Origin of the sequence: Flavobacterium sp. M31R6 (genome assembly GCF_013284035.1) — a bacterium.
Classification (GTDB): domain Bacteria; phylum Bacteroidota; class Bacteroidia; order Flavobacteriales; family Flavobacteriaceae; genus Flavobacterium.
On sequence record NZ_CP054141.1, the window covers coordinates 3,047,734 to 3,073,487 of the forward strand.

At 35.0% G+C, this 25,754-nt stretch carries 18 protein-coding genes; 6 read left to right on the top strand and 12 right to left on the bottom strand.

Going from position 1 to position 25,754, the window contains the following annotated elements; all coding sequences use genetic code 11:
• Nucleotides 1-15 precede the first annotated feature (15 nt).
• The 4 genes from HQN62_RS12545 to HQN62_RS12560 all read right to left on the bottom strand — a co-directional run bounded on the left by HQN62_RS12545 (nucleotide 16) and on the right by HQN62_RS12560 (nucleotide 7,335).
• Nucleotides 16-1,005: a c-type cytochrome gene (locus HQN62_RS12545; RefSeq protein WP_173504608.1), complete on the bottom strand. Its 990-nt coding sequence runs from the start codon at nucleotides 1,003-1,005 to the stop codon at nucleotides 16-18.
• 161 nt (nucleotides 1,006-1,166) lie between these two features.
• A complete protein-coding gene (locus HQN62_RS12550) occupies nucleotides 1,167-2,576 on the bottom strand; it encodes an aryl-sulfate sulfotransferase (RefSeq protein ID WP_173504609.1) in 1,410 nt (469 codons plus the stop codon).
• A gap of 120 nt (nucleotides 2,577-2,696) precedes the next feature.
• Nucleotides 2,697-4,208: a RagB/SusD family nutrient uptake outer membrane protein gene (locus HQN62_RS12555; RefSeq protein ID WP_173504610.1), complete on the bottom strand. Its 1,512-nt coding sequence runs from the start codon at nucleotides 4,206-4,208 to the stop codon at nucleotides 2,697-2,699.
• A gap of 37 nt (nucleotides 4,209-4,245) precedes the next feature.
• Complete coding sequence (locus tag HQN62_RS12560) at nucleotides 4,246-7,335, bottom strand: SusC/RagA family TonB-linked outer membrane protein (RefSeq protein ID WP_173504611.1); 3,090 nt, start codon at nucleotides 7,333-7,335, stop codon at nucleotides 4,246-4,248.
• Between the two features lie 711 nt (nucleotides 7,336-8,046).
• On the opposite strand from HQN62_RS12560, the gene HQN62_RS12565 reads away from it, so the two are divergent.
• Nucleotides 8,047-8,697 (top strand): sugar-binding protein, encoded by a 651-nt coding sequence (locus HQN62_RS12565; RefSeq protein ID WP_173504612.1) that lies wholly within the window; start codon nucleotides 8,047-8,049, stop codon nucleotides 8,695-8,697.
• 112 nt (nucleotides 8,698-8,809) lie between these two features.
• Here the strand turns inward: HQN62_RS12565 and kbl are convergent, their stop codons facing one another.
• From kbl to HQN62_RS12580, 3 genes are all read right to left on the bottom strand, one after another.
• Nucleotides 8,810-10,027, bottom strand: a complete 1,218-nt coding sequence (gene kbl, locus HQN62_RS12570) for a glycine C-acetyltransferase (RefSeq protein ID WP_173504613.1) — start codon at nucleotides 10,025-10,027, stop codon at nucleotides 8,810-8,812.
• Nucleotides 10,028-10,030: 3 nt separating this feature from the next.
• Complete coding sequence (locus HQN62_RS12575) at nucleotides 10,031-10,987, bottom strand: NAD-dependent epimerase/dehydratase family protein (protein WP_173504614.1); 957 nt, start codon at nucleotides 10,985-10,987, stop codon at nucleotides 10,031-10,033.
• A gap of 525 nt (nucleotides 10,988-11,512) precedes the next feature.
• Complete coding sequence (locus HQN62_RS12580; RefSeq protein WP_173504615.1) at nucleotides 11,513-12,553, bottom strand: substrate-binding domain-containing protein; 1,041 nt, start codon at nucleotides 12,551-12,553, stop codon at nucleotides 11,513-11,515.
• Between the two features lie 464 nt (nucleotides 12,554-13,017).
• Between HQN62_RS12580 and HQN62_RS12585 the strand changes: the two genes are divergently transcribed.
• From HQN62_RS12585 to nagB, 5 genes are all read left to right on the top strand, one after another.
• A complete protein-coding gene (locus HQN62_RS12585; protein ID WP_173504616.1) occupies nucleotides 13,018-14,094 on the top strand; it encodes a mevalonate kinase family protein in 1,077 nt (358 codons plus the stop codon).
• 20 nt (nucleotides 14,095-14,114) lie between these two features.
• Nucleotides 14,115-14,993 (top strand): sugar phosphate nucleotidyltransferase, encoded by an 879-nt coding sequence (locus HQN62_RS12590; protein WP_173504617.1) that lies wholly within the window; start codon nucleotides 14,115-14,117, stop codon nucleotides 14,991-14,993.
• Between the two features lie 22 nt (nucleotides 14,994-15,015).
• On the top strand, nucleotides 15,016-15,945 hold the full coding sequence (locus HQN62_RS12595) for an NAD-dependent epimerase/dehydratase family protein (RefSeq protein WP_173504618.1): 930 nt from the start codon (nucleotides 15,016-15,018) through the stop codon (nucleotides 15,943-15,945).
• A 90-nt stretch (nucleotides 15,946-16,035) separates the two neighbouring features.
• Nucleotides 16,036-17,409, top strand: a complete 1,374-nt coding sequence (locus tag HQN62_RS12600; protein WP_254454438.1) for a sugar MFS transporter — start codon at nucleotides 16,036-16,038, stop codon at nucleotides 17,407-17,409.
• Between the two features lie 42 nt (nucleotides 17,410-17,451).
• Entirely contained in the window at nucleotides 17,452-19,380 is a 1,929-nt protein-coding gene (nagB, locus tag HQN62_RS12605; protein WP_173504619.1) for a glucosamine-6-phosphate deaminase, read from the top strand.
• A gap of 56 nt (nucleotides 19,381-19,436) precedes the next feature.
• On the opposite strand, the gene HQN62_RS12610 is transcribed toward nagB, so the two are convergent.
• From HQN62_RS12610 to HQN62_RS12630, 5 genes are read right to left on the bottom strand one after another with little or no spacing between them, the layout of a single operon-like run.
• A complete protein-coding gene (locus HQN62_RS12610; protein ID WP_173504620.1) occupies nucleotides 19,437-19,952 on the bottom strand; it encodes a cupin domain-containing protein in 516 nt (171 codons plus the stop codon).
• A gap of 56 nt (nucleotides 19,953-20,008) precedes the next feature.
• A complete protein-coding gene (locus HQN62_RS12615) occupies nucleotides 20,009-21,631 on the bottom strand; it encodes an alpha-amylase family glycosyl hydrolase (RefSeq protein WP_254454439.1) in 1,623 nt (540 codons plus the stop codon).
• A gap of 10 nt (nucleotides 21,632-21,641) precedes the next feature.
• Nucleotides 21,642-23,360, bottom strand: coding sequence for a glycoside hydrolase family protein (locus tag HQN62_RS12620; protein WP_173504621.1), 1,719 nt, complete (start codon nucleotides 23,358-23,360; stop codon nucleotides 21,642-21,644).
• A gap of 32 nt (nucleotides 23,361-23,392) precedes the next feature.
• On the bottom strand, nucleotides 23,393-24,685 hold the full coding sequence (locus HQN62_RS12625) for an MFS transporter (protein WP_173504622.1): 1,293 nt from the start codon (nucleotides 24,683-24,685) through the stop codon (nucleotides 23,393-23,395).
• Nucleotides 24,678-25,739, bottom strand: a complete 1,062-nt coding sequence (locus HQN62_RS12630) for a glycoside hydrolase family 130 protein (protein WP_173504623.1) — start codon at nucleotides 25,737-25,739, stop codon at nucleotides 24,678-24,680. Before HQN62_RS12630 ends, HQN62_RS12625 begins: the two co-directional genes overlap by 8 nt.
• Nucleotides 25,740-25,754: the final 15 nt, after the last annotated feature.

The window sequence follows — 25,754 nt, forward strand, 5'->3', positions numbered from 1 at the left end:
TTGTTTTATAAAACTTTAATAAATAGGCTCCCACCCTTGTTTTTTCCAATATTCAATAATGGGTTTGAAAGGTCCTAACTTATGTTGTTTTTCAGAAAAAGGATCACTAAAAGGGGCATGTGCATAATCTATTGCCTTTGCCTTTGGATTTGGATAATCCAATGTTTTTGGGTTTGGTCGGGTATGAACAGAATCATCATTAACATAAGCCGCAATATCGAGTGCCTGAGCATCTGTCAAATAGGGTTTACCAACAGTTACTTTGTCAAAAGGCATATTCCCTTTTAGCCATTGCGCTTGTTTGATAACTCTATGCATGCTTGAACCGGGTTGGTAGGCATATTTTCCCCATAAAGGTGGGTAAACATATCCTGATTTGTCCTCATTGAATTTTCCTTCCCCATCATTTCCGTGACAACGAGCGCAGTTTTCGGTGAAAAGTACTTTTCCTCTTTCAGGACTTGCAGCAACTTCCGGAAATTCAATTTTTAGATTTTTAGATCCTTTAAATAAACTGTCCTTTGGCACAAACTTGCTAATCCATTTAAAATAAGATAAGAAAGCTACCATTTCATCGCTGTCCAATGGCAATGGTTTACCGGAATGCGGACGCATAACACAATTGTTAACACGTTCTGCAAGCGTGAGTACTTTGTCTTCTCGCCCTCGATATTGTGGATAATTGTCATGTGATGACATCAAATTGAAAGCATATGGTTTAGTTCCCGCATCTTGATGGCAATTGGTACAATTCATTTTGTTGCCCAAATATTTTCCCTTAATTCCATCTGGACCAATATAATATGCCGTTCTTAGCATTAATTCTCTCCCATAACGTACCGATTCACCAAACTTATCATTTGGAATTTTTGAAGTATCGATTGTAATATAAGATTCATCTTTTGTTTCTTCTTTTGCAACTGTATTGGCCGAAGAAGAATTACAAGAATTAAAAATCATTATTGGCAAAGCAAAAAGGATTCCTATAACAACTATTTTTTTCATATGTAGATAATATTTATTTTTTATATGTCATATGTAATTCGCATATCTTCATTTTTGCTTGCGACAAATTTACGTTCATGCTCATTTCATACTGATAAGATATTAAATCCAGGTAATTAAAAGTTATCCCAATTGAAACAGCTACTACCTTTTGGTTATTTTTAGTTAAAAAGAAACGGTTTGAGTTTATCTTCCGGGATAAACTTAACACGATAAGGAGGAATTTCAGACTCTAAGGCCCAAAGTAAAACCCCTTTTTTATCGGTCAGAACAGTTATGTGTCTTTTTGAACAACAACACAATATGGTTTCTTTGTCAATCATATAGGCACTTCCCATTCTGTCATTATAGATTTCCTTTGGTAATTTCACTTGGTAATCTAGTTTTATGGCATTGCCTTTTTCATCTACTTTCATAGCAAAAACAGCAGACTGTTTTTTATCGACACCATTATCAAAAAACATTAAACTACCTTCTTGGTTAATATGTGCAGCGTGGGCTTGCGAGAAATTACAATTGGCTGGCATAGTCATTGTTCCGCCCTTTCCTATTTTCCAGATTACTTTTCCGGTTTTGGCATCTACTTTCCAAATTTGGCCGTTATTATAAAACGAAATTATAAAATTGCCGTCTTTGTCATAATTCAAACTATTGGCATGCATCCAATCCTTTTTTGTTTTCAGTAATGCTTTATCTTTCATTGGATCTAAATCGTCAAAAACACTCCATTTCCAAAGTTGTTTTCCTTTTTTATCCAAAATAAGAATTCCGTCACCGTTGATGGTATCTTTCTTTTTTCCGCCTATCGAGGATAAGTCGGTTATTCTTTCATCAACAAACAAAGTCACGATTTCGTTGGTCGATTTTTTTATGATTTCATGATGAATCACTTGTTTAAAATCACCTTGACCTTTTTTAATATGTGTTAGTGTATCGCCTTGCAAATTAATTTCTAAAATCTCACTACCATAACTCGTTGGCTCATCATTTTTCCCAAGTATGGAAATAATCGTTTGGTCATCGGTAAAACAGGAAACTTTGAAACCCGTTCCTTCTACAGTATGATACCATCTCAAATTTCCTTTATAATCTACTATATAAGCTACACCCGGAGTTTCCCTTTTGCTCATAAGCATAAAACCCTTTTTGAAATTCTCTGGCAACAAATTAGGTTTTGGACAATTGGCTTTGAATTGCTTTTGAAACCATTCCGGCAATTGTCTGGATTTGAAAGCATAAACTTTGCTTGTATTTTTTACATCATCCTGAATCGTCACAACCTGATAGTTGTACTTAGTCTCTGGAGTGATAGAACAAAGTACCAAAGAATGTTTTGTTCCTCCAGATGTTGTCAAGGAAGTCATTTTACCTTTACTTCCAGTTGCTTCACGCCAATATTCTACATATACCTTTGCATCAGTACTTGTGGTAACATCGATTTGAATCTTCAATTCGTTGTTACCATGAGTTCCTACGGTGATATTTTGGATACAGTTGCCTTTATTAGAACAACTCATCAGCATTAATAGCGAGAAAACAAAAAGTGCTATGGATAAAAATCTCTTAATCATTTTATGTATGTTTTAAAAAAGCGCTAGTGCTTTTTTTTTATAAAACCCAAGGATATAATAGTCTCCCTATTTACTATATTTTATATCCTTGGTTTTAAATTTAAACAACCAAATTACTGCTTACTGTCTGTCGGCATTACTTAACTTAGGGTTAAGATCAACTTGACTTTGAGGGTACGTATAAAATTTATTTTGAGGCATCTTGATTTGAGCCGCTTCACCTACTCTAAGGTGGTATGCATTTACAAGAACATCATATTTGTTCATTCTGATTAAATCGGAACGACGTTTTCCTTCAAAGAAAAACTCCCATCCTCTTTCTTGCAAAATAGCATCTCTTAGGGTAGTTTGATTGTAATCTGCCATAACCAAAAGTTTAGCATGTGATCTCGCTTTAACTTGATTAATAAGATCTATTGCTTCGGCAGTAGGACCGCTTAGCTCATTTATTGCTTCAGCTCTACTTAACAATACATCGGCATAACGCAAAATATCTACACTGTGACCATCATAATAAGTTGTAGTCTCATCATCTGCATATTTCCTTGTAGATACATCCGGCATGTAGAATTCACCAGCGGGTGGTTCAGCACCCAATGTAGGAGCTTGCTTGTGCAACAAACCATCAACACCCATAAATTCAGGGAAGAAACATTGTTTTCTTTCATCTTCATCACCAAAAGTATTATAGAAATCCCAATTTACGGTATAATACTGCCATCTGTTTTGAACAACCGGGTGATCTACCGGTCCAAAGTGATTCAACAATTCTGTTCCATTCGTATTGGCATCACTAAGAGAAGAGAAAATATTTTCACTGCACCATTTGTTGCTTTCTTTGAACAACCCATTATAAGAAGGATAAAGACTGTATTCATTAAGATCCATTACCTGTTTGGTAATGCTCACTACTTGTTGCCAGCTGTGGCTACGCAAATATAATTTTGCCAATAACGTTAATGCAGCACCTTTGGTAGCACGCCCCACATCATTGCTATCATAAATAGTACTTTTTTTATAGTTAACCGGTAATACGGCTGCAGCTTCATTAAGTTCTTTAATCAAGAAAGCATCAATGTCCTCAACTGATGTTGGAGGTGTTTGATCTAAATACCCCGGGTTTCCTAAATTGGCTTCTGTAATTAAAATTACCGGCCCCCAAGAATCTGTCAAGTCCATATAGGCAGAAGCTCTTAAAAACTTAGCTTCAGCTATAAATTGCGCTTTTTCTGCCTCCGAAATTCCGGTCATAGGTGCGATGTTGTAAATCGCACTGTTGGCATTGGCAATCAACTTATACATTGCATTCCAATCTTCTTTAAGTAGTCCATTGGCAGCATTCCAAGTTCCCAAAGACAATTGTCCTGGGTCACCACCATATTGGCAATGCCCTAAATCTGTTGCAAGATCTGTCAAAGCAAAATGTCTCGTTGCCCAGTACGAAAAGTTATCCCCAACAACGGGTCCTTTAAGTCGACCATAGATTGAATTGACGGCCGCAATGGCATCCGACTTTGTTTGATACCCATTTGTATTGGTCAAATTACTATATACTGTGGGATCAAGATCGTTATTGCACGAAAATTGTACTCCTGCGGTAAGTAAAAGTAATAGTATTGTATATTTTTTCATTTTAATAAATTTAGTGTTAGTAAAAAAGCTTTTTAGACTAATGAATTGTAACTTTTAAACCCAAAATAAAAGTTCTGGAAGCTGGGAATGAGTTGAAATCGATTCCTCCACCCAAGTTGTTACCTGAATGTCCATTTACCTCAGGATCGTTTCCAGAGTAATCTGTAAAAGTTACCAAATTCTGACCAATAGCATACAATCTGATACTATCTATAAATTTAACTTGTTTTAATGCACTCTCTGGAATGGAGTATCCAAGAGAAACATTTTTCAAACGAATATAAGATGCCTCTTCAACAAATTTTGAATTAACATAACTACCATATTTACTTGCGTAATACCCGTTTCTTGGAATATCTGTATTTTCATTTGTACCGGCAACCCAACGATCCAAAGCGTCTGTACTCGTAGATGATTCCCCAACCATTGCTGTCATATTGTATACCGAATAATCAAAAGCTCCTTGAAAAAAGATATTCAAATCAAAGTTTTTGTATCTAAAATCATTATTAAAACCTGCAAGATAATGTGGTATAGAATTTCCTAAATAAGTTCTGTCATCGGCAGTAATTTTTCCATCTCCATTTACGTCCACATATTTTGGGTCTCCTGGTTTGGACAATGGTTGTGGCGCATAAACTTCTCCTGTTTTTACAACTCCTGCATATTCATAACCAAATAATACTCCCATTTCTTTTCCTGGCTCCAATCTTGTAAACTCTTGCCCCGAAACTACACCGCTTGGGTTGGATGTATTGGTACTAATGATTTTAACATTGTCAGCAAGTTCAACAATCTTTTGTTTATTGTATGCAAAGTTTAAAGATGTTCTCCATGAAAAATTATCTGTTCTAAAGTTTTCGCTGCTTATACCAAGTTCAAATCCTTTATTTTCAATAATACCCGAATTTACTCTTTGAGTACCAAAACCCCACCATCCACCTACTGGAACATTCAAAAGTGCATCACTCGTTGTTTTTTTATAAACATCAATAGTGGCGCTAAGTCTTCCGTTAAAGAATCCCATATCCAAACCTAAGTTGGTTTGAGCCGTTTCCTCCCATTTCAAATTAGGGTTTGCTAAATTAGCCGGTTCTGTACCTCCAACAAAACCATCAGGAGCAATTGATACTCCATAAGAAACAAGTCTGCTCATGTATGCATAATCCCCAATACCGTCGTTCCCTGTAATACCATAACTGGCTCTTAATTTTAAATCAGAAAAAGTATTTAAGTCTTGTATAAAAGATTCATTCGAAAGTTTCCAAGCAATAGCCCCAGATGGGAATATTCCAAATTTATTATTTGGACCAAAACGGGATGAACCATCTTTTCTTATCGTGAAAGAAGCTAAATATTTATCCGCAAATGAATAATTCAACCTACCAAAATACGAAGTAAGCTTAGTCTCTGTTTTCTCAGTTTCCGGTTTCGAATAAACAGCGGCTCCTTGAAGATTGTAATACGTTAGCAAATCATTACTAAAACCAGTACCTGCAGCTCTTAGTCGCTCGTAAGTGTCTTTTTGATTTGAAGTACCAACCATTGCTGTAATAGCATGTTCCTCGATATTAAACTTGTAAGTCAAATATTGCTCTGTACTCCATCTGAAATATGTTCTGTTTTCCTCAGAACCAGAACCTTTTAAGGCTGCTCCCGCAACAAGAGTACTAGGGGTATAATTCCCTTGTATGCTCTCTTGCCACTCTGCTCCTGCACCGAAATGATAAGTTAAGTTTTTGATAACTTCATAGTCCAAAAACATACTTCCGTTTACCAATCTATTGATAACATGATTTGTAGGTTCCAATAAAAGAGCCAATGCATTATCTTTTCCTTGATATTTATAATAAGTCCCATCAGGATTGTACACCGGAAGAGTTGGAGGTGCAGTTTGAAGAGAATACATTGGAGATAAAATGTTGTCCCCAAAATCACTGTTATTTCCTTCGCTAACAGCACCATAAACATTGGTACCCATATTTAATTTATCATTAAATTTTTTCTCGGCACCCATTCGAACAGTGTATCTCTCATAATCGGTGTTTTCTAAAGCTCCTTTTTGTTTTATATAGTTTCCTGAAAGGAAAAATTTAGACACTTTATCGCTTCCGCTAAAAGTAAGACTTCTGTTGATTACGCTTCCTTGACGAGTTGCTTCGTCAAACCAATTGGTATTTGCAATTGGAAAACTAGAAGGAAAAACAGGTGGTTTACCATTTTCGGCAGCAAGAGCATTTTGAAAATCGGCATATTGTTGTCCATTCAACAAAGAAGGTTCCTTAATTATATTTTGAAAACCATCGGATATTTCAGCCTCAACTTGCATTTTCCCTAATTTCCCTTTTTTAGTGGTAATTAATATTACCCCATTTCCTCCTCTGGCACCATAAATGGCTGTAGAAGAAGCATCTTTTAAAACCTGAATATTTTCAATGTCATTTGGACTAATCGATGCACCGGTGCTTGTAATAAATCCATCAACCACATATAATGGTGAATTAGAAGTATTGATTGAGTTACCACCTCTAATAACAACCGAAGGGGTACTTCCCGGAGCAAAGTTATTTTGTTGCACTTGAATTCCAGATGCACGCCCTTGCAAAGCTTGACCAACATTGGCAACAGTACCACCTAAGTTTAAGTTGTCCTTACCAATAGAACTTACAGAACCGGTAACGTCACCTTTCTTTTGTTTACCATACCCAACAACAATTACCTCGTTCATTTTTTGTCCTTCTTCTTTTAAAACGACATTTATGAAACCTGAGCCGGCTTTAATTTCTTTAGTTTCCTTTCCAATAAAAGAAAAAACTAAAGTAACTGAAGCTTCATCTGCGTTAATTGTAAAAGACCCGTCAAATTCTGATTGAGTAGATTCTTTACTCCCCTTTACCTGAATATTTACTCCTGGTATAGGTAAACCATTTTCATCGGTAACCTTCCCTTTAATTTGGTTTTGTATATTTTGAACATTAACTTCAATAGGAAAATTTGTCTTAAAACTTTCTGATGCTGAAGCTTGCAAAGTCCAGTTGAATAGTAAAACTGTGGTAATTTTGACCATTCTCCCTGAGATAATGTTAAGCCGAAAGTGTTCCTGCTTGTTTTTGGTTATTTCATTCATACTTGTAGTTTTTTTTGGTTGGTATACTTAATCGTTTTTTAATTCACTCCTCTTTTTTGCACTATGAAATCAAACACGTCTATTTTAATTTCATAAAAAAAGAAGAATTTATTTTGTCTCATTTATTCTGATTTTTAAATTTTTAAAGTGTTTTTAAAAAAGAAAATGTTTAATAAATACATATTCATTTTTAAAGTTAAAATGATAGAAAAGCCATTTTTTTGATCCTTAAAAATTAAAATTCAAACAATAAAATCTACAATTCAATTACGAAACTATATATTATATTTTTATTAAACAAGGAAAAACATAAAAAATGTGCTCGAACACATTAAATTTGTGTTCTCGAGCACAAAAAACTAGATAATCACTCATTTTTTGTAATACAATTCCAATCATTTAAAAAAGGTATTTGACAGATTTAGAATTTTATTTTCTGACAAATGATTGGAATACTGATTAAATGATATTAATTTGTTGAAAATAAATAGTATCATTGAAAATTAAATAATTATTCTCTAACGTTATAATTACCCTTTTTTAGAGTTTTATTTGCTTTATTTGTGGTTAAAAATTAGCACTGAAAAAGCACTGTTAATAAGACTACCGAAATGGTGATTTTATAAAGAAATAAATTGAAATTATTTTTAATTATTTTTTACAAAAAATAGTTCGAACTGAGCTTTATCCAAAAAATAAAATCGGCATAAAATGAATAACGGAATAAAAGAATACACAGTTAATTTAATCGAAAAAGAACAGTTGATTATCTCCGGAAAAGGAGACGATAATTTATGGAATAATGCCATGACCCTAACCGATTTTTGCTCTCCGTGGGATAATGAAAAACCATCAAAAATTACATTTAGAGCACTTTGGGATTCAGAAAAATTATTTTTCAACTTCACGGTCCTAGATTCATCAATTCACATAGAAAAACAGGATGATAGTTTTGATAGTATAAATAATTCGGATAGAGTCGAGCTTTTTTTTAGACCTGACGATTCCATGAATCCTTATTACTGTTTGGAAATGGATTCCGAAGCACGATTAATGGATTTTATTGCTTATCCAAATAAGAATTTGGATTTTAGTTGGAATTGGCCTAAAGAAGATATAGTAGTAAAATCATCCATAAAAGAGGATTCTTTCACTGTTGAGGGTTCAATTTCTATGCAATCCTTAAACCATTTTAATTTAATTAAAAACAACAAAATCGAAACAGGTATTTTTAGGGCAAAATATTCCCCAAACAAAAACGGGAATTTTGAACCTACTTGGATAACATGGGTAGATCCAAACACGGAAATGCCAAATTTCCATATTGCTTCTTCTTTCGGAACCTTGATTTTAAAAGAATAAATAAAGCATTCTCTGAATCAAATAAAAAAAAAGATAGTATTAGAATCTAATGCTATCCGTTTTTTTACATCAATTATTTATGCCTTTGATTGATTTAATTGTAAATTGAATTTTAGCTATAACTTAATAAAACATTATTACCCTCAATTACTTTCAAATCTTTTCCAACTTTAACAAAAGCCATGATCGCCTTCTTTATTTGATCCAATTCATGTCCCGCAGAAAGCTGAACTCGTATTCTGGCTTTTCCTTTTGGCACAACCGGATAGAAAAAACCAATTACATAAATCCCCTCTTCCAGCAGTTTCCTTGCGAAATCTTGGGCTAGTTGAGCATCATATAATATAATAGGCACTATCGGATGCGCACCGGGAACAATATCAAATCCGGCAGCAGTCATTTCCTGACGAAAATACTTTGTATTTTCTTCCAATTTATCTCTTAAATGAGTGGAATCAGTTAAGATTTTAAGCACTTTTAAAGTAGCGCCAACAATAGATGGAGCTATTGTATTTGAAAATAAATAAGGTCTGGAAACTTGTCGCAACAATTCAACGATTTCCTTTCTTGCAGCTGTAAATCCACCCGATGCACCGCCCAATGCTTTTCCAAAAGTTCCGGTGATAATATCGACACGATTCATTACATTGTGATATTCATGTACACCTCTCCCTTTGGCTCCAATAAAGCCCGTCGAATGGCACTCATCGATCATGACCAAAGCGCCATATTCATCTGCCAAGTCACATATTTTATCCAACTGGGCAATTGTCCCATCCATAGAAAATGAACCATCCGTAACGATTAATTTTCGCCTCGCAGAGCTAGCCGCTTTTAATTGTTCTTCTAAATCCTCCATGTTATTATGCTTGTATCTAAATCGATTTGCTTTGCAAAGGCGAATTCCATCAATTATTGAGGCATGATTAAACTCATCTGATATTACTGCATCTTCAGAAGATAGTAATGGCTCGAAAACACCTCCATTGGCATCAAATGCAGAAGCATATAAAATACAGTCTTCCATTCCTAAAAACGCAGCTGTTTTTTGTTCTAATTCTTTGTGAATATCCTGCGTCCCACATATAAATCTTACCGAAGAAAGTCCAAAGCCATATTTTTCAAGCGCATTAATTCCTGCCTCAATTACTTCTCCATTCGATGCAAGTCCTAAATAGTTATTTGCACAAAAATTTAATACATTATTTTGAGCTGTTGTATTAATTTCTGCTCCTTGTTTTGAAGTAATTACTCGTTCATTTTTATAAAGCCCGTTAGATTTTATGTTTTCCAACTCGCTTATCAATTCATTTTTTGTTGTCCCGTACATGATCTAACTAATATTAAGTTCGGTAGTATATTTTAGCTTCAATTCTTCAATCATAATGCTAGTCATTGCATCAATATCAAATTGCGGTTTCCAATTCCAATCAGCTCTAGCTGTAGAATCATCAATACTAGATGGCCAACTTTCCGCGATCTTTTGTCTAAAATCTGGCTTGTACACTATTTCAAATTCCGGATAAATCTTTTGAATGGATTTGGCTAACTCCTCAGGAGAAAAACTCATCCCCGACAAGTTATAAGACGTTCTAACGGTAATGTTTTCTTTGGGCGCTTCCATTAACTCGATGGTAGCCCTGATGGTATCATCCATATAAATCATTGGCAATACAGATGTAGGTTCCAAGAAACATTCGAAAACCTCATTCTTGACTGCTTTATGAAAAATATCAATTGCATAATCTGTTGTACCACCACCCGGCAATGACTGATGTCCAATTACACCTGGATATCTTATGGAACGAATGTCAAGACCATACTTTTCATAATAATATTTGGCCCAATTTTCTCCAGCTACTTTACTAATACCATATACCGTTGAAGGTGCCAAAACATAATCTTGTGGTGTTTGATTTTTTGGAGCATCATTTCCATAAACAGCAATAGAGCTTGGGAAAAATACTTTGTCCATATTAGTCAATCTTGAAACCTCCAAAACATTAAATAGAGATTTCATATTTATATCCCAAGTACTTAGTGGCGCTTTTTCCCCATTTGCAGATAAAATTGCTGCAAGATGATAAATTTGGGTAATTTTAAATTTTAAAACTATTTCTTTTAAGGCATCAAAATCTGTAGCATCAAGAACTTCAAAACAACCATTAAACGAATGGTTCATACGTAAATCGGAAGCAATTACATTGTCAGTCCCATACTTATCCTGTAGTTTTTCGGTCAAAACGGAACCTAATTGTCCACTAGCTCCAACTATTAATATTTTTGTCATTTTATGAAATAAATTTATTTGTTAACAGTTCATCGAAATATAATAATTGGGCTCAAAAAACAGTCTGATTTATTTGTTCCTAAAAGATTGCTTTTTCTATTTTTTTGATATTAAAAAAACTTATGATTAAAAGTCCAATTCCTCCAAAATCCATTAAGAAAAAAAATCAAAACAAACAATCATAAACAACTTATTTACAGCAAGTTACTTCGATTAAAATAATTTTTAAAAGGATATTATTCTTAAGAATTAAGGGTATCTTTTTTTTATTACGTGACGAAATTATAGATTACATTTTAATAAAACAAGTAAAAACAAATAAAATGTGCTCGAACACATAAAAATAATGTTCTCGAGCACACAAAACAACAAAACAAATTGAATTGCGTGTGCACTAATTAAATTAACTAATAGTAATTAAAATGATTACAGGATATTTTAAAACAAAATAATTAAAAAGGAAGCTGTACAGAAATCAACTAATTTCCATACAGCTTCTTTTTGGTGTCTAAATATAAGGATAAGTTATTCTATATAAAATGAAGCGTTCTCAGAATTCACTATATCAATAGGTAAAAGGATTGTGTTTGGAATCTCTTTGTCAAAAAGGAAAAATTCTATTATAGAGGTAACGCCAAGATAAGTTTGCCTTTTTTGATTTTGATGTATTAAAAAATCGATCACTCCTTGATTCAAATAATTCACATTATTCTCAATCAAATCATATCCGATGATAGCAATTTTTTTATGCTTTGTTTCACTAATTACTTTAGCAATTTGATAGGCTTTTGAAGTAGAAATAAAAATTCCTGACAAATCTGGATTTTCATTTAGGAAGTTAGTGAAATTGATTTCAACATTCGGATTTTTTAATTTTAAGGTTGTGATATTATAATCCTGATTTTCTTTTTCACTAAAATAATTTCGGAAACCCCTCTCCTTCTCCTGCATGTGAATGGCGTTCTTAATGGATTCGTCAATATGGATTACGGCAATCTGTCCTTTTTTCAAAAGTAAATCCAATAATTTTGCAGCCACTCTTCCACTATGAAATAAATCCTGTCCAACAAAACTCTTTATTGAATCAGATTGAACTTGGTTGTTAAAGGTATTTACAATAATATTCAACTCCTCATATTTCTTGATAACTTCCAATGTTTCTTTATGGAATAAAGGTGGTAACAAAACGGCATCTGGAGATTTTTCCAAAACGGCTTCATTAATTTTCAAAAAAGATTTTTTCCCTTCCGGATTAAAGAAAAAAGTTTCAATTGCAAAATTGTAGGCTCTAAATTCTTGCACAGCATCTTCAATTCCTTTTATGCAAGGCAGCCAATAGGGGTCAATTTTAGGATCTGGAAGCAATATACAAATGCGGTACACTTTATTGTTCTTTAAATTCCTGGCAATAAGATTCGGCTCGTAGTTTATAACATTTAAAACTTCGTTGATTTTTTTTAAAGCATCATCAGAAACCTTCCCTCTTTTATGCAGAACTCTATCTACAGTTCCTTTCGAAACTCCAGCTAATTGAGCAATATCTTTTATTGTATATTTCTTATCCATAATCACAAATATATAAGTTTTTCATTAAGTTTTACACCTAAGATTTAACCGTTAATTATTTTTCCTAATCTACCGAAATAAATAAATCAAATTTTAATTGAATTATCATCCTTTAATTCTGCTACTTTTACAATAATCATTCTTTTTCGCTTACAAACAAACTGTTCAAAAAGCCAGCTTTAAGCACAATAGAATGCTAATCTATTTTTAAAATTCACATCAGTAAATCCGGCACATAATTTTGCTAATTTAAGGATACTTTACATATAATGTGCTCGAAAACACAAATATTGTGTGCTCGAAAACATAAATTTAGTGTGTTCGAGCACATTTTATTGGTTTTTACTTGTTTTATTAAAAGTTAATCTATAATTTCGTCTCGTTGAAAAGAAACTAGAGAGTAGTCACCCTCAATCGTTTAACACATAAATAACTAACCTACAGCAACTTAATATATTTTATAAGTGAAGAAAATTACATCCTTAGCCCCAGGTCGAACTTGTCTCTTTGGAGACCATCAAGATTATCTTGGATTACCTGTTATAGCGTGCGCAATTGACAGGGATATAAAATTAACCGCAGTACAAAATACCACCGACGTATTTAAATTAAATATGATTGATATTAATGAAATAAAAATCATTAACATCAATGAGACTTTTCCAGAATTAAAACCACGTGATTATTTTGCATCTTCATTAAGGGTACTGAGAAGACATGGTTGCATTCCAAATGTTGGATATGATATCACTATAACCGGAGATATTCCAATCAATTCTGGTACATCAAGTTCATCGGCCCTATTAATCGCATGGATCAACTTTTTGATAACCGCATTTGGTGTAGATGAGGAAGTAACACCTGAATTTATTGCACAAATGGGTTATGTTTCTGAGGTATTAGAACATGGAGAACCAGGCGGAATGATGGATCATTATAGCATTAGTATGGGCAATATTGTACACATCAATACAAACGAACCGTTTCGCTGTTCTATTATTGGTACTGATTTAAAAGGCTTAATTATAGGTGTATCGGGTGTTCCAAAGGAAACCATCGGACTAATTGGTGAATTAAAAAACAATGCATTATTGGCGATAGATATTGTAAAACAGAATCATAAAGATTTCGATTTAAATACTGCCGAAAATGAAGATTTAAAAAAATATTGCAACTTTTTACCAGATCGATTGATTCCATATTTCGAAGCGGCAATTAAAAATCATCAATATACTAAACTTGCTTTGAAAGAATTTCAGAAGCCGACACTTGATTTAAAAAAGATTGGTGAATTAATGAATGGACATCATGCCGTTTTGAGAGATTTACTAAAAATTACAGTGCCAAAAATTGATGCTATGATAAATGCCGCATTAAACTCAGGTGCCTATGGAGCAAAAATTGTTGGGTCAGGCGGAGGTGGCTGTATAGTAGCAATTGCTGATCCTAAAAATCAAGCGAAAGTTGTCCAATCTATTTTGGATGCTGGCGCAAAAGAGGCCTATGCCGTGGGTGTAGATCCAGGAGCGAGAATTTTATAATATAATTAAATATAAAAAACATGCATAACAGTTTAATTATTTTGGCAGGAGGAGCTTCTTCAAGAATGAAAAAGCAAGCTTCATTGGGAAATTTAAGCAATGAAGAAATCCAACAAGCCAATGAGAGAAGCAAAGGACTTATTGGTGTAGGTCCAAATGGAAGACCTTTATTAGATTACCTTTTGCTAAATGCTAAAAAAGCCGGATACAAAAACATATATATTATCATTGGTGAACAGGGAAAACTATTCAAAGAATTTTACGGAAGTAAAAATGAGAACAATGATTTTCATGGATTAAACATCTCATTTGCTGTTCAATATATTCCTGAAGGCAGAATTAAACCATTTGGCACAGCAGATGCTTTATTTCAGGCGGTAGAACAGTATCCTGAACTGAACACTCAATTATATTCGGTGTGTAATAGTGATAATTTATATTCAACCAGAGCCCTTTTGGCACTTAGAGAAACGAATAGCCCAAATGCTCTCATAAGTTATGATCGGGACGCTATGGAATTTCCTTCAGAGCGAATTTCGCGTTTTGCCATTGCTAAATTAGGTACAGATAATCAACTCTTGGATATACTCGAAAAACCATCGGCTGATAGTATAGAGGATTATAAGGATTCTGAAGGTAAATTGAGAGTAAGTATGAACGCCTTCAAATTTAACGGAACGCTTTTATATCCGTATCTAAAAAACTGTCCTGCTCATCCAGAAAGAGACGAAAAAGAACTTCCAACCGCTCTTTTAAACGCCATAAAAGATCATCCTAATATGACTATTGGAATTCCTTTTTCTGAACACGTGCCTGACTTAACAGCAAAAGAAGACATACTCGAGGTAAAAGAATATTTGAAAAAATATTACCCTGAAATAAACTGGCACGAAAACTAGCAGAAAAACAAAAAAGGAAATCATGAATAAATATGTAATCACTGGAGGAGCTGGTTTTATAGGAAGTCACATTGCCGAATATTTATCAGGAAAAGGGCATGAAGTAATCATATTGGATAGTTTAAGAACAGGATTTGAAAAGAATCTTAATGGCTTAAATGTTAAATTCATAAAAGGAGACATTCGGGATAAAGATCTTGTAGATGAACTAGTGAAAGGAGCCAGCGGAATATTTCATTTAGCGGCTTTGGTTAGTGTACCTGAATCCCTTTTAAACATCAAGGAATGTATTGAAATAAATACATTAGGAACAATAAATATTTTGGAGGCTGCAAAGAAGAACGACAGCTGTAAAGTGGTGCTGTCGTCTTCTGCGGCAAATTATGGTGACAATCCTATTTTACCCAAAATTGAAACAATGACACCCGAACCAATGACACCTTATGCAATAACAAAACTGGATGGAGAGTTTTATTTGAAAATGTATCAGGATCAATGGAATGTCCCAACTGCCTCATTACGATATTTCAACGTTTTTGGACCACGTCAAAATCCACAATCAGCTTATGCAGCCGCTGTGCCTATTTTTATAAATAAAGCACTTCAAAATCAGCCTATAACTATTTATGGAGATGGTTCACAAACAAGAGATTTTATTTATGTGAAAGATGTTGTGAAAGCAAATATTTTGGCTTCAAAAATGGGTGCAGAAACCTATAATGTTGCTTTGGGATATAGCACTTCTATTTTGGAGTTAGCCCAAAAAATAATTGAAATTACCAACTCAAAATCTCAAATTCAATTTTTAGAGGAAAGACCTGGTGATATTAAACATTCAATTGCAAATCCATCCAAATTTAATCAATTAGGTTTCAAACCAGATTATACAATTGATAGGGCTTTGCAAGAAACTATTCGCTTTTATGAGAATGAATTAATGCAAATAAAATAGTTGCTTCATTAAGCAGATCCTTTTCCCTCATCAAACCACAAAAAACCTAGATTTAAAAATATAAATAGTAACGAAAATAGTATGAACGAAATGAATAATTCCCTTGTAAATAAGCAAAGCAGTACATTGGTACCAATGGCTATTTTAACCTTTATGTTTTTCATTTTTGGATTCGTAACTTGGTTAAACGGCCCTTTAATTCCGTTTTTTAAGTTAGCTTGTGAACTATCCGAATCACAGGCTTATTTCGTGACTTTCGCCTTTTACATTGCCTATTTTGTTATGGCGATTCCTTCATCTTGGATCATTGAAAAAGTGGGATACAAAAATGGCTTATCATTGGGGCTGATAATTATCGCAGTTGGAGCATTTATGTTCTATCCAGCAGCAGAAACAAGAACATTTGGTTTATTCTTAGGAGCATTATTTGTGATGGGAACAGGTTTGGCTGTTTTGCAAACGGCCTCCAACCCATATGTTGTGGTAATTGGTCCTCGTGAAAGTGCTGCTGCGCGCATAAGCATTTTAGGTACCGCCAATAAACTGGCAGGATTTATAGCTCCACTTGTATTGACAACCATGGTATTGTCAAACATGGCCGATTATACAGCCGATAAAATTGCAGCTTTAAACGCTACTGCCAAAGCTGCTGCTTTAGATTCTCTTGCACTACAACTACAAGCGCCTTATATTTATATGGGATTAATCATACTCGTTTTGGCGGTATTGGTCAAATTCTCACCACTTCCTGAAATAAGCCTTGATGAAGATGGAAATGTAGAACATCTAAGCATTTTTCAACAAATTAAAAATGTATTACAGCGTCCTCAATTAGTTTTGGGTGTGATAACTTTGATGTTATATATAGCCGCAGAAGTTTTAGCAGGGGATTCAATAGGCAGTTTTGGAAAACATTTAGGGGTATATGGTGATAATGGAGATTTTTATCTGAAGCTAACTTCTTTCACGATGACCGCAATGGTTATAGGATACATTCTTGGAATAACTTTAATTCCAAAATATGTTTCTCAAGTGACTGCTTTAAAAATTTCTGGTTTACTTGGGATTGTCCTAGTATTACTTACTGTCCTCATTTCTCCCAAAATAATGATTGCTTTACCTGGAATTCCAGCATTACCGCTAGTTATTCTTTTGGTGGCGCTCATGGGGCTTTCAAATGCATTATGCTGGCCTGCAATTTGGCCTATGGCACTTCAAGACTTGGGTGGTTATACTAAAATTGGCGGTGCTTTACTTATTATGGCGATCATTGGAGGTGCTATTTTTCCGCTAATGTATGGAGCTTTCGCCGATTCAATTAACATTGCAAACGAAACTCAAGCCATCACGAAAACGGCAAAAAGCGGAAATCAAATTGCGTACTTAATATTATTGCCCTCTTATCTTATGATTCTGTTTTTTGCAATAAAAGGGCACAAATACAGAAGCTGGTCCAGAGCCTAAAATAATAGCACAGAAAAAAACAGTAACATAATAAATCAAAAAATGTTAAAGAGTAATATAGATAAGTCGACAGGATTTGAAAAAAGATTTGAGAACATCAACACCGTAGTTTTTGACAACTCAACTTCAGCTTCGGTGGCTGTTGCAAAAGAAATAGCAAATCTTATCCAAACAAAGCAAGGAAATAATGAAGCTTGTATATTGGGATTGGCAACGGGTTCTTCCCCAAAGGGATTATATGCTGAATTGGTGCGTTTGCACAAAGAAGAAGGCTTGAGTTTCAAAAACGTAATTTCATTCAATTTGGATGAATATTATCCAATGGAACCGGATTCCATAAACAGCTATGTGCGATTTATGAAAGAATTGTTGTTTAACCAGGTTGATATTTTACCTGAAAACGTCCATATTCCAGATGGAACTTTGTCAAAAGAAGAAATTGCGGATTATTGTGCCGATTATGAAGCCAAAATAGAGGCTTTGGGAGGCATTGATTTGCAGATTCTGGGAATTGGCGGTAACGGTCATATCGGATTCAATGAATCGGGTTCGTTGCAGAATTCCAAAACGAGATTGGTGGCATTGGACCATATCACAAGAGTGGCAGCAAGTGGAGATTTCAAAGGGTTAAGCAATACTCCAAGAACAGCAATCACATTAGGTGTTAAAAAAATAATGGAAGCCAAACAAGTTATTTTAATGGCTTGGGGCGAAGGAAAATCAAACATCATCAAGGCTTCTGTAGAAGGTACTGTGACCAACCAAATACCGGCTTCCTTTTTGCAGGAACACAAAAGTGCCCTGTTTGTTTTGGACAAAGAAGCTTCTTCAAAATTGACCAGAATCAACACTCCTTGGTTGGTCGAAAAAATTGTGTGGACCGACAAATTGATTCGAAAAGCAGTATTAGGGTTGGCCCTTCATTTAAAAAAACCAATTCTGATGCTTACCGATGCGGATTACATCGAAAACGGAATGAGCGATTTATTAGCCGATTCAGGTCCAGCGTACGACATCAACATCAAAATATTCAACAAATTACAGAATACGATTACCGGATGGCCTGGAGGGAAACCCAATGCAGATGATTCCAACAGACCCGAAAGAGCCGAACCATCCAGAAAAAGAGTGCTGATTTTCAGTCCGCATCCAGATGATGACATTATCAGTATGGGAGGTACTTTCATGAGACTGCAGCAGCAGGGACATGAAGTACATGTAGCTTATCAAACCTCTGGAAATATTGCCGTTGCCGATGATGAAGCCTTGCGATTTGCACGTTTTGTTTGTGATTACAATGAAAAATTTGCAATACAAAGTGCTGAAGCGGAGGACATCTATAAAAAGGCCGAAGCCTTTCTTAAAAACAAAAAAGTCAGTAAAATAGACATTCCGGAAGTTCGATACTTGAAAGGGCTAATCAGAAAAGGAGAAGCCCGAGCAACGGCTCACTTCGTAGGTTTGCCAGACGAACAAATTCATTTTATGGAACTTCCTTTCTATGAAACGGGAACCATCGAGAAAAAACCTTTGGGAGAAGAAGACATTCAGTTGACGATGGCGCTTATCGAAAAGATAAAACCGCATCAAATCTATGCGGCCGGTGATTTGGCGGATCCGCACGGTACTCATAAAGTGTGTCTGGATGCCATTTTTGAAGCCACCAGACGTCTTAAACCAAAAGATTTTATGAAAGATTGCTGGGTTTGGCTATACAGAGGCGCTTGGCAGGAATGGGGAATTGATGAGATTGAGATGGCCGTTCCGATGAGTCCGGATCAGGTATTGGAAAAAAGACAGGGAATATTCAAGCACCAATCCCAAAAAGACGGTGTGGTTTTCCAAGGATCCGATGCTAGGGAATTCTGGCAAAGAGCCGAAGACAGAAATAGAGAGACGGCAATGTTTTATCAACAGCTCGGACTTGCCACTTATGCGGCTATGGAGGCTTTCGTTAGATGGGAATATTAAATTCCTTTCTATTTTAATATTAAAAGGGGGTAAATTGCCCCCTTTTAATATTAAATTTATCTGCCAAAATCATCCTGCAAACGAATAATATCTTCTTCATCTGAAGGATTTTCTGGATCAGTATGTTCCCAAATCTCGGCAACTACTCCCCAAGATTCTAATCCGATTAAGCAATGACGTTCCCCTTTATCCATTTCTATAAAAGTGCCAGGTCCAAGCTCTTGAATTTCTCCTTCTTCATCTGTCATACTGGTCTTCACTCCTACTACACTAGACAATATCACCCAAATTTCCGCTCTTCGAAAATGATATTGCCATGACAAACGTTTATGGGGAGCCACAACCAAAATCTTTGGACTTAGCTTATTGGCAATTGCAATCGCTTCCATCTCAAGATGCGGAAAAAATTTGGCCGCAAAAGCACCAGCCTGACTTTCATCAATTACAAAAAAACCTCCCCATGGTCTAGTCTGGTCTTCTTGAACAACTGTGAAGTTATCTTTTTTTAATTCAGCAGCAATTTGCTCAAAAACAGCACTTTTATCTAAATTATTTGAGATTTTTAAATTCATTTTTTTAGTTTCATTTTTAATATAAATGTTCTGCTTGAAATCAAAGTTTGTTAATTCTAATTTCTGTAAATAATAAAATCGTTTGTTTTTAATTTGGTACTGCCCATTAAAATTTTTCCATCTTTTGGAAGGTTCATTTTCTTTTCCGAACCAAAATTAATAACGACTGTAATTTGATCTCCTTCAAAAGATCGAGTGAACAAAATTTGGTCGTCTTTATGCTCAAGTCTAGTGTAAGTACCGTATTGTAAGACTTTTTCATTATTTCTTAAAGCAATCAACTTTTTATAGCTATTAAGAATTGAATTTTCACTGTTCAATAACTCTTGTACATTGTTTTTTTGATAATCAGAATTAATTTTAATCCATGTTTTCTCGTTTGAAAATCCTGCAAAAGCATTCCCATTCCACTGCATTGGACTTCGCGATTTATCACGATTGTGTTCATTTCCTTCCAAAAGTGCTTCAACAGGATTTTTACCTTTGGCAAGAGCCAATTGATAATGCGTTTTTCCCTGAATATCCACCATTTCTTCCAGATTATTCGCGATGATATTGTGCATCCCGATTTCTTCACCATAGTACACAAAAGGAACTCCTTTGGCGGTAAGCATCAAAGCCGCTAATGCCAAAGCTCTGTCAGGATTTCCATCTGCCAATCGGTCAATCATTCGAGGCATATCATGACTTCCAAAAAACAAAGTTGGGTAATTACTCATGTTTTTTTCCATGCTTTGCAACTCATCAAAAATGCGTTGTGAAGAAAATATTTTTATACTTCCAAAGTTGAAATTAAAAACCACATCCAATAAATCCTGTGATTGATATTGTTTCAGCACTTCAATTTTATCGCTCCCAATTTCTCCAACTATAAAACGATTATCATACTCGTTTACAGTCGATTTTATGATTCGCATGGCATTTTTAACACCCGATTGATCAATATCATTTATGTGTTGTTGCTGCCCATCTTTAAAAGAATTATCGATTGTAATTCCGTCAGTGTTTAAAAAATTAATCACGTCCAGTCGAAAACCATCTACACCACTGTCCAACCAAAATCGAAGTGCTTTTTGAACCTCAGCAACAACTTTTGGATTAGACCAGTTGAGATCTGCCATTTTTTTATCAAACTTATGATAATAGTATTGATTGGTCAGTGTGTCCTTTTCCCAAGCCGTTCCTCCAAAAAAAGATTCCCAATTGTTCGGTTTATCTTTCCAGATATAATAATCCCGATATTGATTATCAATAGATTTTCGAGATTCTTGAAACCACTTACAGTCGGTTGAAGTGTGATTCAAAACCATATCCATAATGACTTTGATTCCTCTTTTATGGGCTTCTTTCAAAAAAATATCAAAATCGGCTTTACTTCCATAAGTAGGATCTACCTCGTAATAATTGGCAATATCATAGCCATTATCCACTTTTGGTGAAGTAAGAAAAGGAGTCAACCAAATGCCTTTTATTCCCAACGATTGCAGGTAATCCAACTTGGAAGTCATTCCTTTAAAATCACCATAACCATCGCTATTGCTGTCTGCATAACTGGGCATATAGATTTGGTAAAAAACAGATTCTTTCCACCATTTATGTTCTGTATTCTGTGCCTTTACACAAACAAAATCAAACATAAAAAATGAAATCAACACCATGATTATAAATTTAGATTGCATAGCAAAACTTTTACTTTTTATGTTGAAAATTATAATCTACCACAACACCATTAACCAACATTTTTGAACCCGAATAGGTTATTTTTCCATTAGAAGGAACGATAACAATAACAGCCGAATTTAATCCCGTGATTTTAATATTTGCGGAAGCAGAAACATTTTTTGCAACAAAACTACCTGCAACAGTATCATACAAATTCACTTTTTTACCTTTTCCAATTTTTATAGATACTGTTTTGTCCGTAGTATATGGATTGTAAAATAAAAACGAAGGATAAGCTTTGTCATGGAAAAAATCGGTGGCCAGTAAATTCAATTGCAAAATTCCATCTACATCAGTTTTCTTGATGATACTACCAAAGATTCCGACATGCGCACTACCATAAACACTCAATTGTGATTCTTCTGGATTTTTACCGGGCACCCAAAGTGGTCCATCTCCTTGTGCAACAGGAGCTGGCACATAATCATATTTATCGTAATTCGATTTTTTAATCATTCCTTCATAGGCGATTACCCCTTTTCCAGCATCGGCTAATTGTGGAATTGTTTCGTGCTCATCTGGCATATACTTTGGATAAAAAAAACGGGATGCATTTGCTGCATTCAACATCCATTTTCCAATAGCAGAGGCATACGATTGATTGTATCTAACCATTGGCACCAACGGCCAAGCCATATCATACGTATTCATCAAAAAGCCATAGCCTCCATGATCCACAGTGCTTCCTACTATACCGGAAATATCAAATCCATTCCAGTTTCCGACCAATACGCCCCAGCCTTCGCGACATACAGCCGTTCCGTCAAAAGTCCAACCCAACATTTTGTCGGTATCAAAGTGAGTTCCTTCTTCGGCATTCATTTTTGCCGATAAATAGGCTCCAAATGGCATTAATAATTCATAGGTTGGATTTATTTTTTGTGATTCTAATGCTGCCATAGCGCTTTTTGCTCCCCTTAAATATTTTGGATCACCAAATTTTTTATAGGCAGAATATAAAACCCAAGCATGTCCAGCTGCTGCATCCGGTTGTGCGCAAATGGTATTTTTCATGGGTTGCATTTTGGCATAATCAAAATAGGAATAATCATAATTCCCATTCAAAACTACATCGGCCTCATAGAATTTATCAGCAATTTTTCTAGCTATTTTTTCCAATCCCGGTTCGTTTGGGTATTTGTCATATATCGCATAAAACAATAAATTAGGATACACATCATACCACCAATCTCGCCCATAACCACCTCCCAATAAAGCCACTTCGGGACAGGTATTGTTCATCATGATGTCCCAACTGGTTTCGCTGTTGAAATAATTTTTGGTCATGCCAACATAATTCAGTTTCTGCTGATTTGTTTTGTCAATCCCAACCAAACTGGCCCCCAATGTAGCACCCATAGTGGCCAGCGCTTCATGAAACATCCCTTTATTGTTAGTCCCTTGACGCACATCGGCCATAGCAGTATATAATCCCACAACTTCTTGCGGGTAATTTTTTCGGCTATTGTCTTTCCATACTAAAGGCCAATATTTGCCTTTTGCATTAAAATCGAACACTGTTTTATCAAAATCAAGTGCCAGTTTTTTATAATCAATGATTTCCAAATGAGCAGGAACATTGGGCATTTGTTCTACACGAGCTATCTTTTTTTGTACTGTTTGTGCTTCTATGCTGAGGCTGAAAAATAATAGCGCCGCGATAGCAATTTTAAAATAAGTTTTCATCAATTAAATTTTAGAATAAAGATTAACGATTTTTAAACAATATGTTCTGCCACGTGATCTAGAACTTTAAGGTCGATAGGTTCCTCTTTTTCTGGAGAAAGAATATTCCCTTCGGCAATGATTTTTTTACTGATATAAATTGAACATAATTGCAAAAGCGCAATAATACCAATGGCATAACGCAAGGCAAAATCTTCGGAAAGCGTATAATACAAAACCAAAAACGTTCCGGCTCCGCAAAGTCTTCCAACATACAATCCCGCTTCATGATTTAATATATAAGTGAATTCACCTCTTTTTTCGATATGCGAAACAATATCAATAACTCTCAATTGAATCGGAAAATAAGCTAAATCCATTAGAGGTTTGGCTATCAATAATAGCAACAAAAATATAATCACCCCTGTTTTATTATAGAAAAATCCGTTCAAACAAGCTCCTAAGGCAAAAAGTACAAGTCCTGCCGTAAATATTTTTATCCGATCAGATGGTTTGGAAAAACGGCCTATCAAGTAAATAACGATGGCCGCCAATACAGCTCCTATCGATTGTGCATTCCCCAATGCGCCTTCTTCTCCCAATAATTTAAAAATAAGCATCGCCGGAGCAGTTACCAAGAATCCTTGTGCCAAACCTTTGAATGTAGCTAAAGATAATAGTTTATACCATAACGGATGAAACTTGAAAAAGATATATTGTTTTTGTGCCGGGTTTTCAAATTTACCTCTGAAACAAACAATCGAAGCCACAATTGTGATTAGAAAAACAACTCCCGTAATGATAATATAGGCGCTATGTTTTTCAGCTTCGCCAGTTTTAGATTGAATAAACCAACCTATAGTGGCGGGAATTACTATGGCTATTATAGTATAGAAAAAAGTCTCCAAACCATAATAATAGTTACGGTTTTTGTCATTTGTAATGGCCAATGCCAAATAATCCCTGTTTGACCAATACAAACCAAACGACATTCCCATGGTAATCCCAGCGATTCCAATACCAGTTAAATCCAATATTTTGAACGACATCATGATAATCATAGCAACACCGCTCATCATCATTCCCAAGGAATACAATTTACGAATATTAAAATGTTTCAACAGAAAACCATTTAGTAAAAAGGTAAGCGGAATTCCGGTATAAATGGCCAATTGGTAAATAACCACTTTGGAGGTGTCATTTGAATTTCTCATGATGTAGGCCGCCACGAAAATATCGATTACAGGCAACACCAAAGCATACACCAAATTGGTAAAAATTAGGATGCGAAAATTACGGGTTTGACTTTGAAAATGATCAATTTCAGTTTGAATTTTTTTAAACATGGTTAAATTTTAAAAGTGAATAGATTTCTTTTATTGAAAATTTAGCACCACACACAAATTCATCCGAAGCACCATAATAAAATGTAATGGTATCTCCGTCTGGCTCCACAATGTGACCGTTTGTAAATACTACATTTCCGAAGAAACCGGTTAATTCGTATTCTTCTGTTGGAACCATAATTGGTAATTCCGTTTGTGCAATTACTTTTGAAGGATCTTCTAAATCCATTAAAAAAGCCCCCAAACAATACTGATGATTTTCGTTGGCACCATGATAAATTGACAACCACCCTTTTTCTGTTTTTATTGGAGCAGCTCCTGCACCAACTCTTTTGCTATCCCAAAGACCTTTTCTTGTTTTGATAATGCATTTATGATTTCCCCAATGTACTCCATCCGGTGATGACGCAATCCATATATAATTCCCTCCAATATCAACACTGCTAGGGCGGTGAAGGGCATAGAACAGACCGTTTATTTTTTCTTCAAAAATGGCACAGTCTTTATTGTGAGCCGGCAAAATCATACCGTGTTTCTCAAATGTTTTCCAATCTGTGGTCGTGCGTAACCCTACTCCAACCCCATTGTCTGAAACTGATGTAAAAGTTAAATAATACTTTCCGTCGATTAGTGCCACTCTACAATCTTCTATTCCAAAAGTTTCAAGCATTCCCTCACCAACTAAAAGTGGATAATCTTTTGGTTCGTAAAAATTGATTCCATCTTCACTACACAGCAACCTTAAATGAGAAAGTGTCGTTAGATAATCAACGCCTTTATAGTTAATAACCCTTGCGTCGGTGGCGATTAACTCGGGATCGTTGGTAGGAATTTCAATAATTTCTGTACCTGTTTCAGTAAGTATAGGAAATGAAATTATTCCTTCTTTTTGTTCGGGTCTTTCGGCAACTCTTACCAACAACCAAGTTTTACCCTCATATTGAAATACACCTGGATTTAACAAACACGTAATTTGTAAACCATCAATGCTTGCCGGCAAATCTTTTGGTGATAATAATGGGTTTTGTTCGAATCGTTTTGCTATGTCTTTCATAATTATATATTTTAA

What these genes read in the sequence shown, in the direction of transcription:
- HQN62_RS12600 (WP_254454438.1), top strand. Translation starts at nt 16,036, where the DNA reads ATGAATAATTCCCTTGTAAATAAGCAAAGCAGTACATTGGTACCAATG.
- HQN62_RS12580 (WP_173504615.1), bottom strand. Translation starts at nt 12,553, where the DNA reads ATGGATAAGAAATATACAATAAAAGATATTGCTCAATTAGCTGGAGTT.
- HQN62_RS12555 (WP_173504610.1), bottom strand. Translation starts at nt 4,208, where the DNA reads ATGAAAAAATATACAATACTATTACTTTTACTTACCGCAGGAGTACAA.
- HQN62_RS12610 (WP_173504620.1), bottom strand. Translation starts at nt 19,952, where the DNA reads ATGAATTTAAAAATCTCAAATAATTTAGATAAAAGTGCTGTTTTTGAG.
- HQN62_RS12565 (WP_173504612.1), top strand. Translation starts at nt 8,047, where the DNA reads ATGAATAACGGAATAAAAGAATACACAGTTAATTTAATCGAAAAAGAA.
- kbl (WP_173504613.1), bottom strand. Translation starts at nt 10,027, where the DNA reads ATGTACGGGACAACAAAAAATGAATTGATAAGCGAGTTGGAAAACATA.
- HQN62_RS12545 (WP_173504608.1), bottom strand. Translation starts at nt 1,005, where the DNA reads ATGAAAAAAATAGTTGTTATAGGAATCCTTTTTGCTTTGCCAATAATG.
- HQN62_RS12590 (WP_173504617.1), top strand. Translation starts at nt 14,115, where the DNA reads ATGCATAACAGTTTAATTATTTTGGCAGGAGGAGCTTCTTCAAGAATG.
- nagB (WP_173504619.1), top strand. Translation starts at nt 17,452, where the DNA reads ATGTTAAAGAGTAATATAGATAAGTCGACAGGATTTGAAAAAAGATTT.
- HQN62_RS12560 (WP_173504611.1), bottom strand. Translation starts at nt 7,335, where the DNA reads ATGAATGAAATAACCAAAAACAAGCAGGAACACTTTCGGCTTAACATT.
- HQN62_RS12550 (WP_173504609.1), bottom strand. Translation starts at nt 2,576, where the DNA reads ATGATTAAGAGATTTTTATCCATAGCACTTTTTGTTTTCTCGCTATTA.
- HQN62_RS12615 (WP_254454439.1), bottom strand. Translation starts at nt 21,631, where the DNA reads ATGCAATCTAAATTTATAATCATGGTGTTGATTTCATTTTTTATGTTT.
- HQN62_RS12625 (WP_173504622.1), bottom strand. Translation starts at nt 24,685, where the DNA reads ATGTTTAAAAAAATTCAAACTGAAATTGATCATTTTCAAAGTCAAACC.
- HQN62_RS12630 (WP_173504623.1), bottom strand. Translation starts at nt 25,739, where the DNA reads ATGAAAGACATAGCAAAACGATTCGAACAAAACCCATTATTATCACCA.
- HQN62_RS12620 (WP_173504621.1), bottom strand. Translation starts at nt 23,360, where the DNA reads ATGAAAACTTATTTTAAAATTGCTATCGCGGCGCTATTATTTTTCAGC.
- HQN62_RS12595 (WP_173504618.1), top strand. Translation starts at nt 15,016, where the DNA reads ATGAATAAATATGTAATCACTGGAGGAGCTGGTTTTATAGGAAGTCAC.
- HQN62_RS12575 (WP_173504614.1), bottom strand. Translation starts at nt 10,987, where the DNA reads ATGACAAAAATATTAATAGTTGGAGCTAGTGGACAATTAGGTTCCGTT.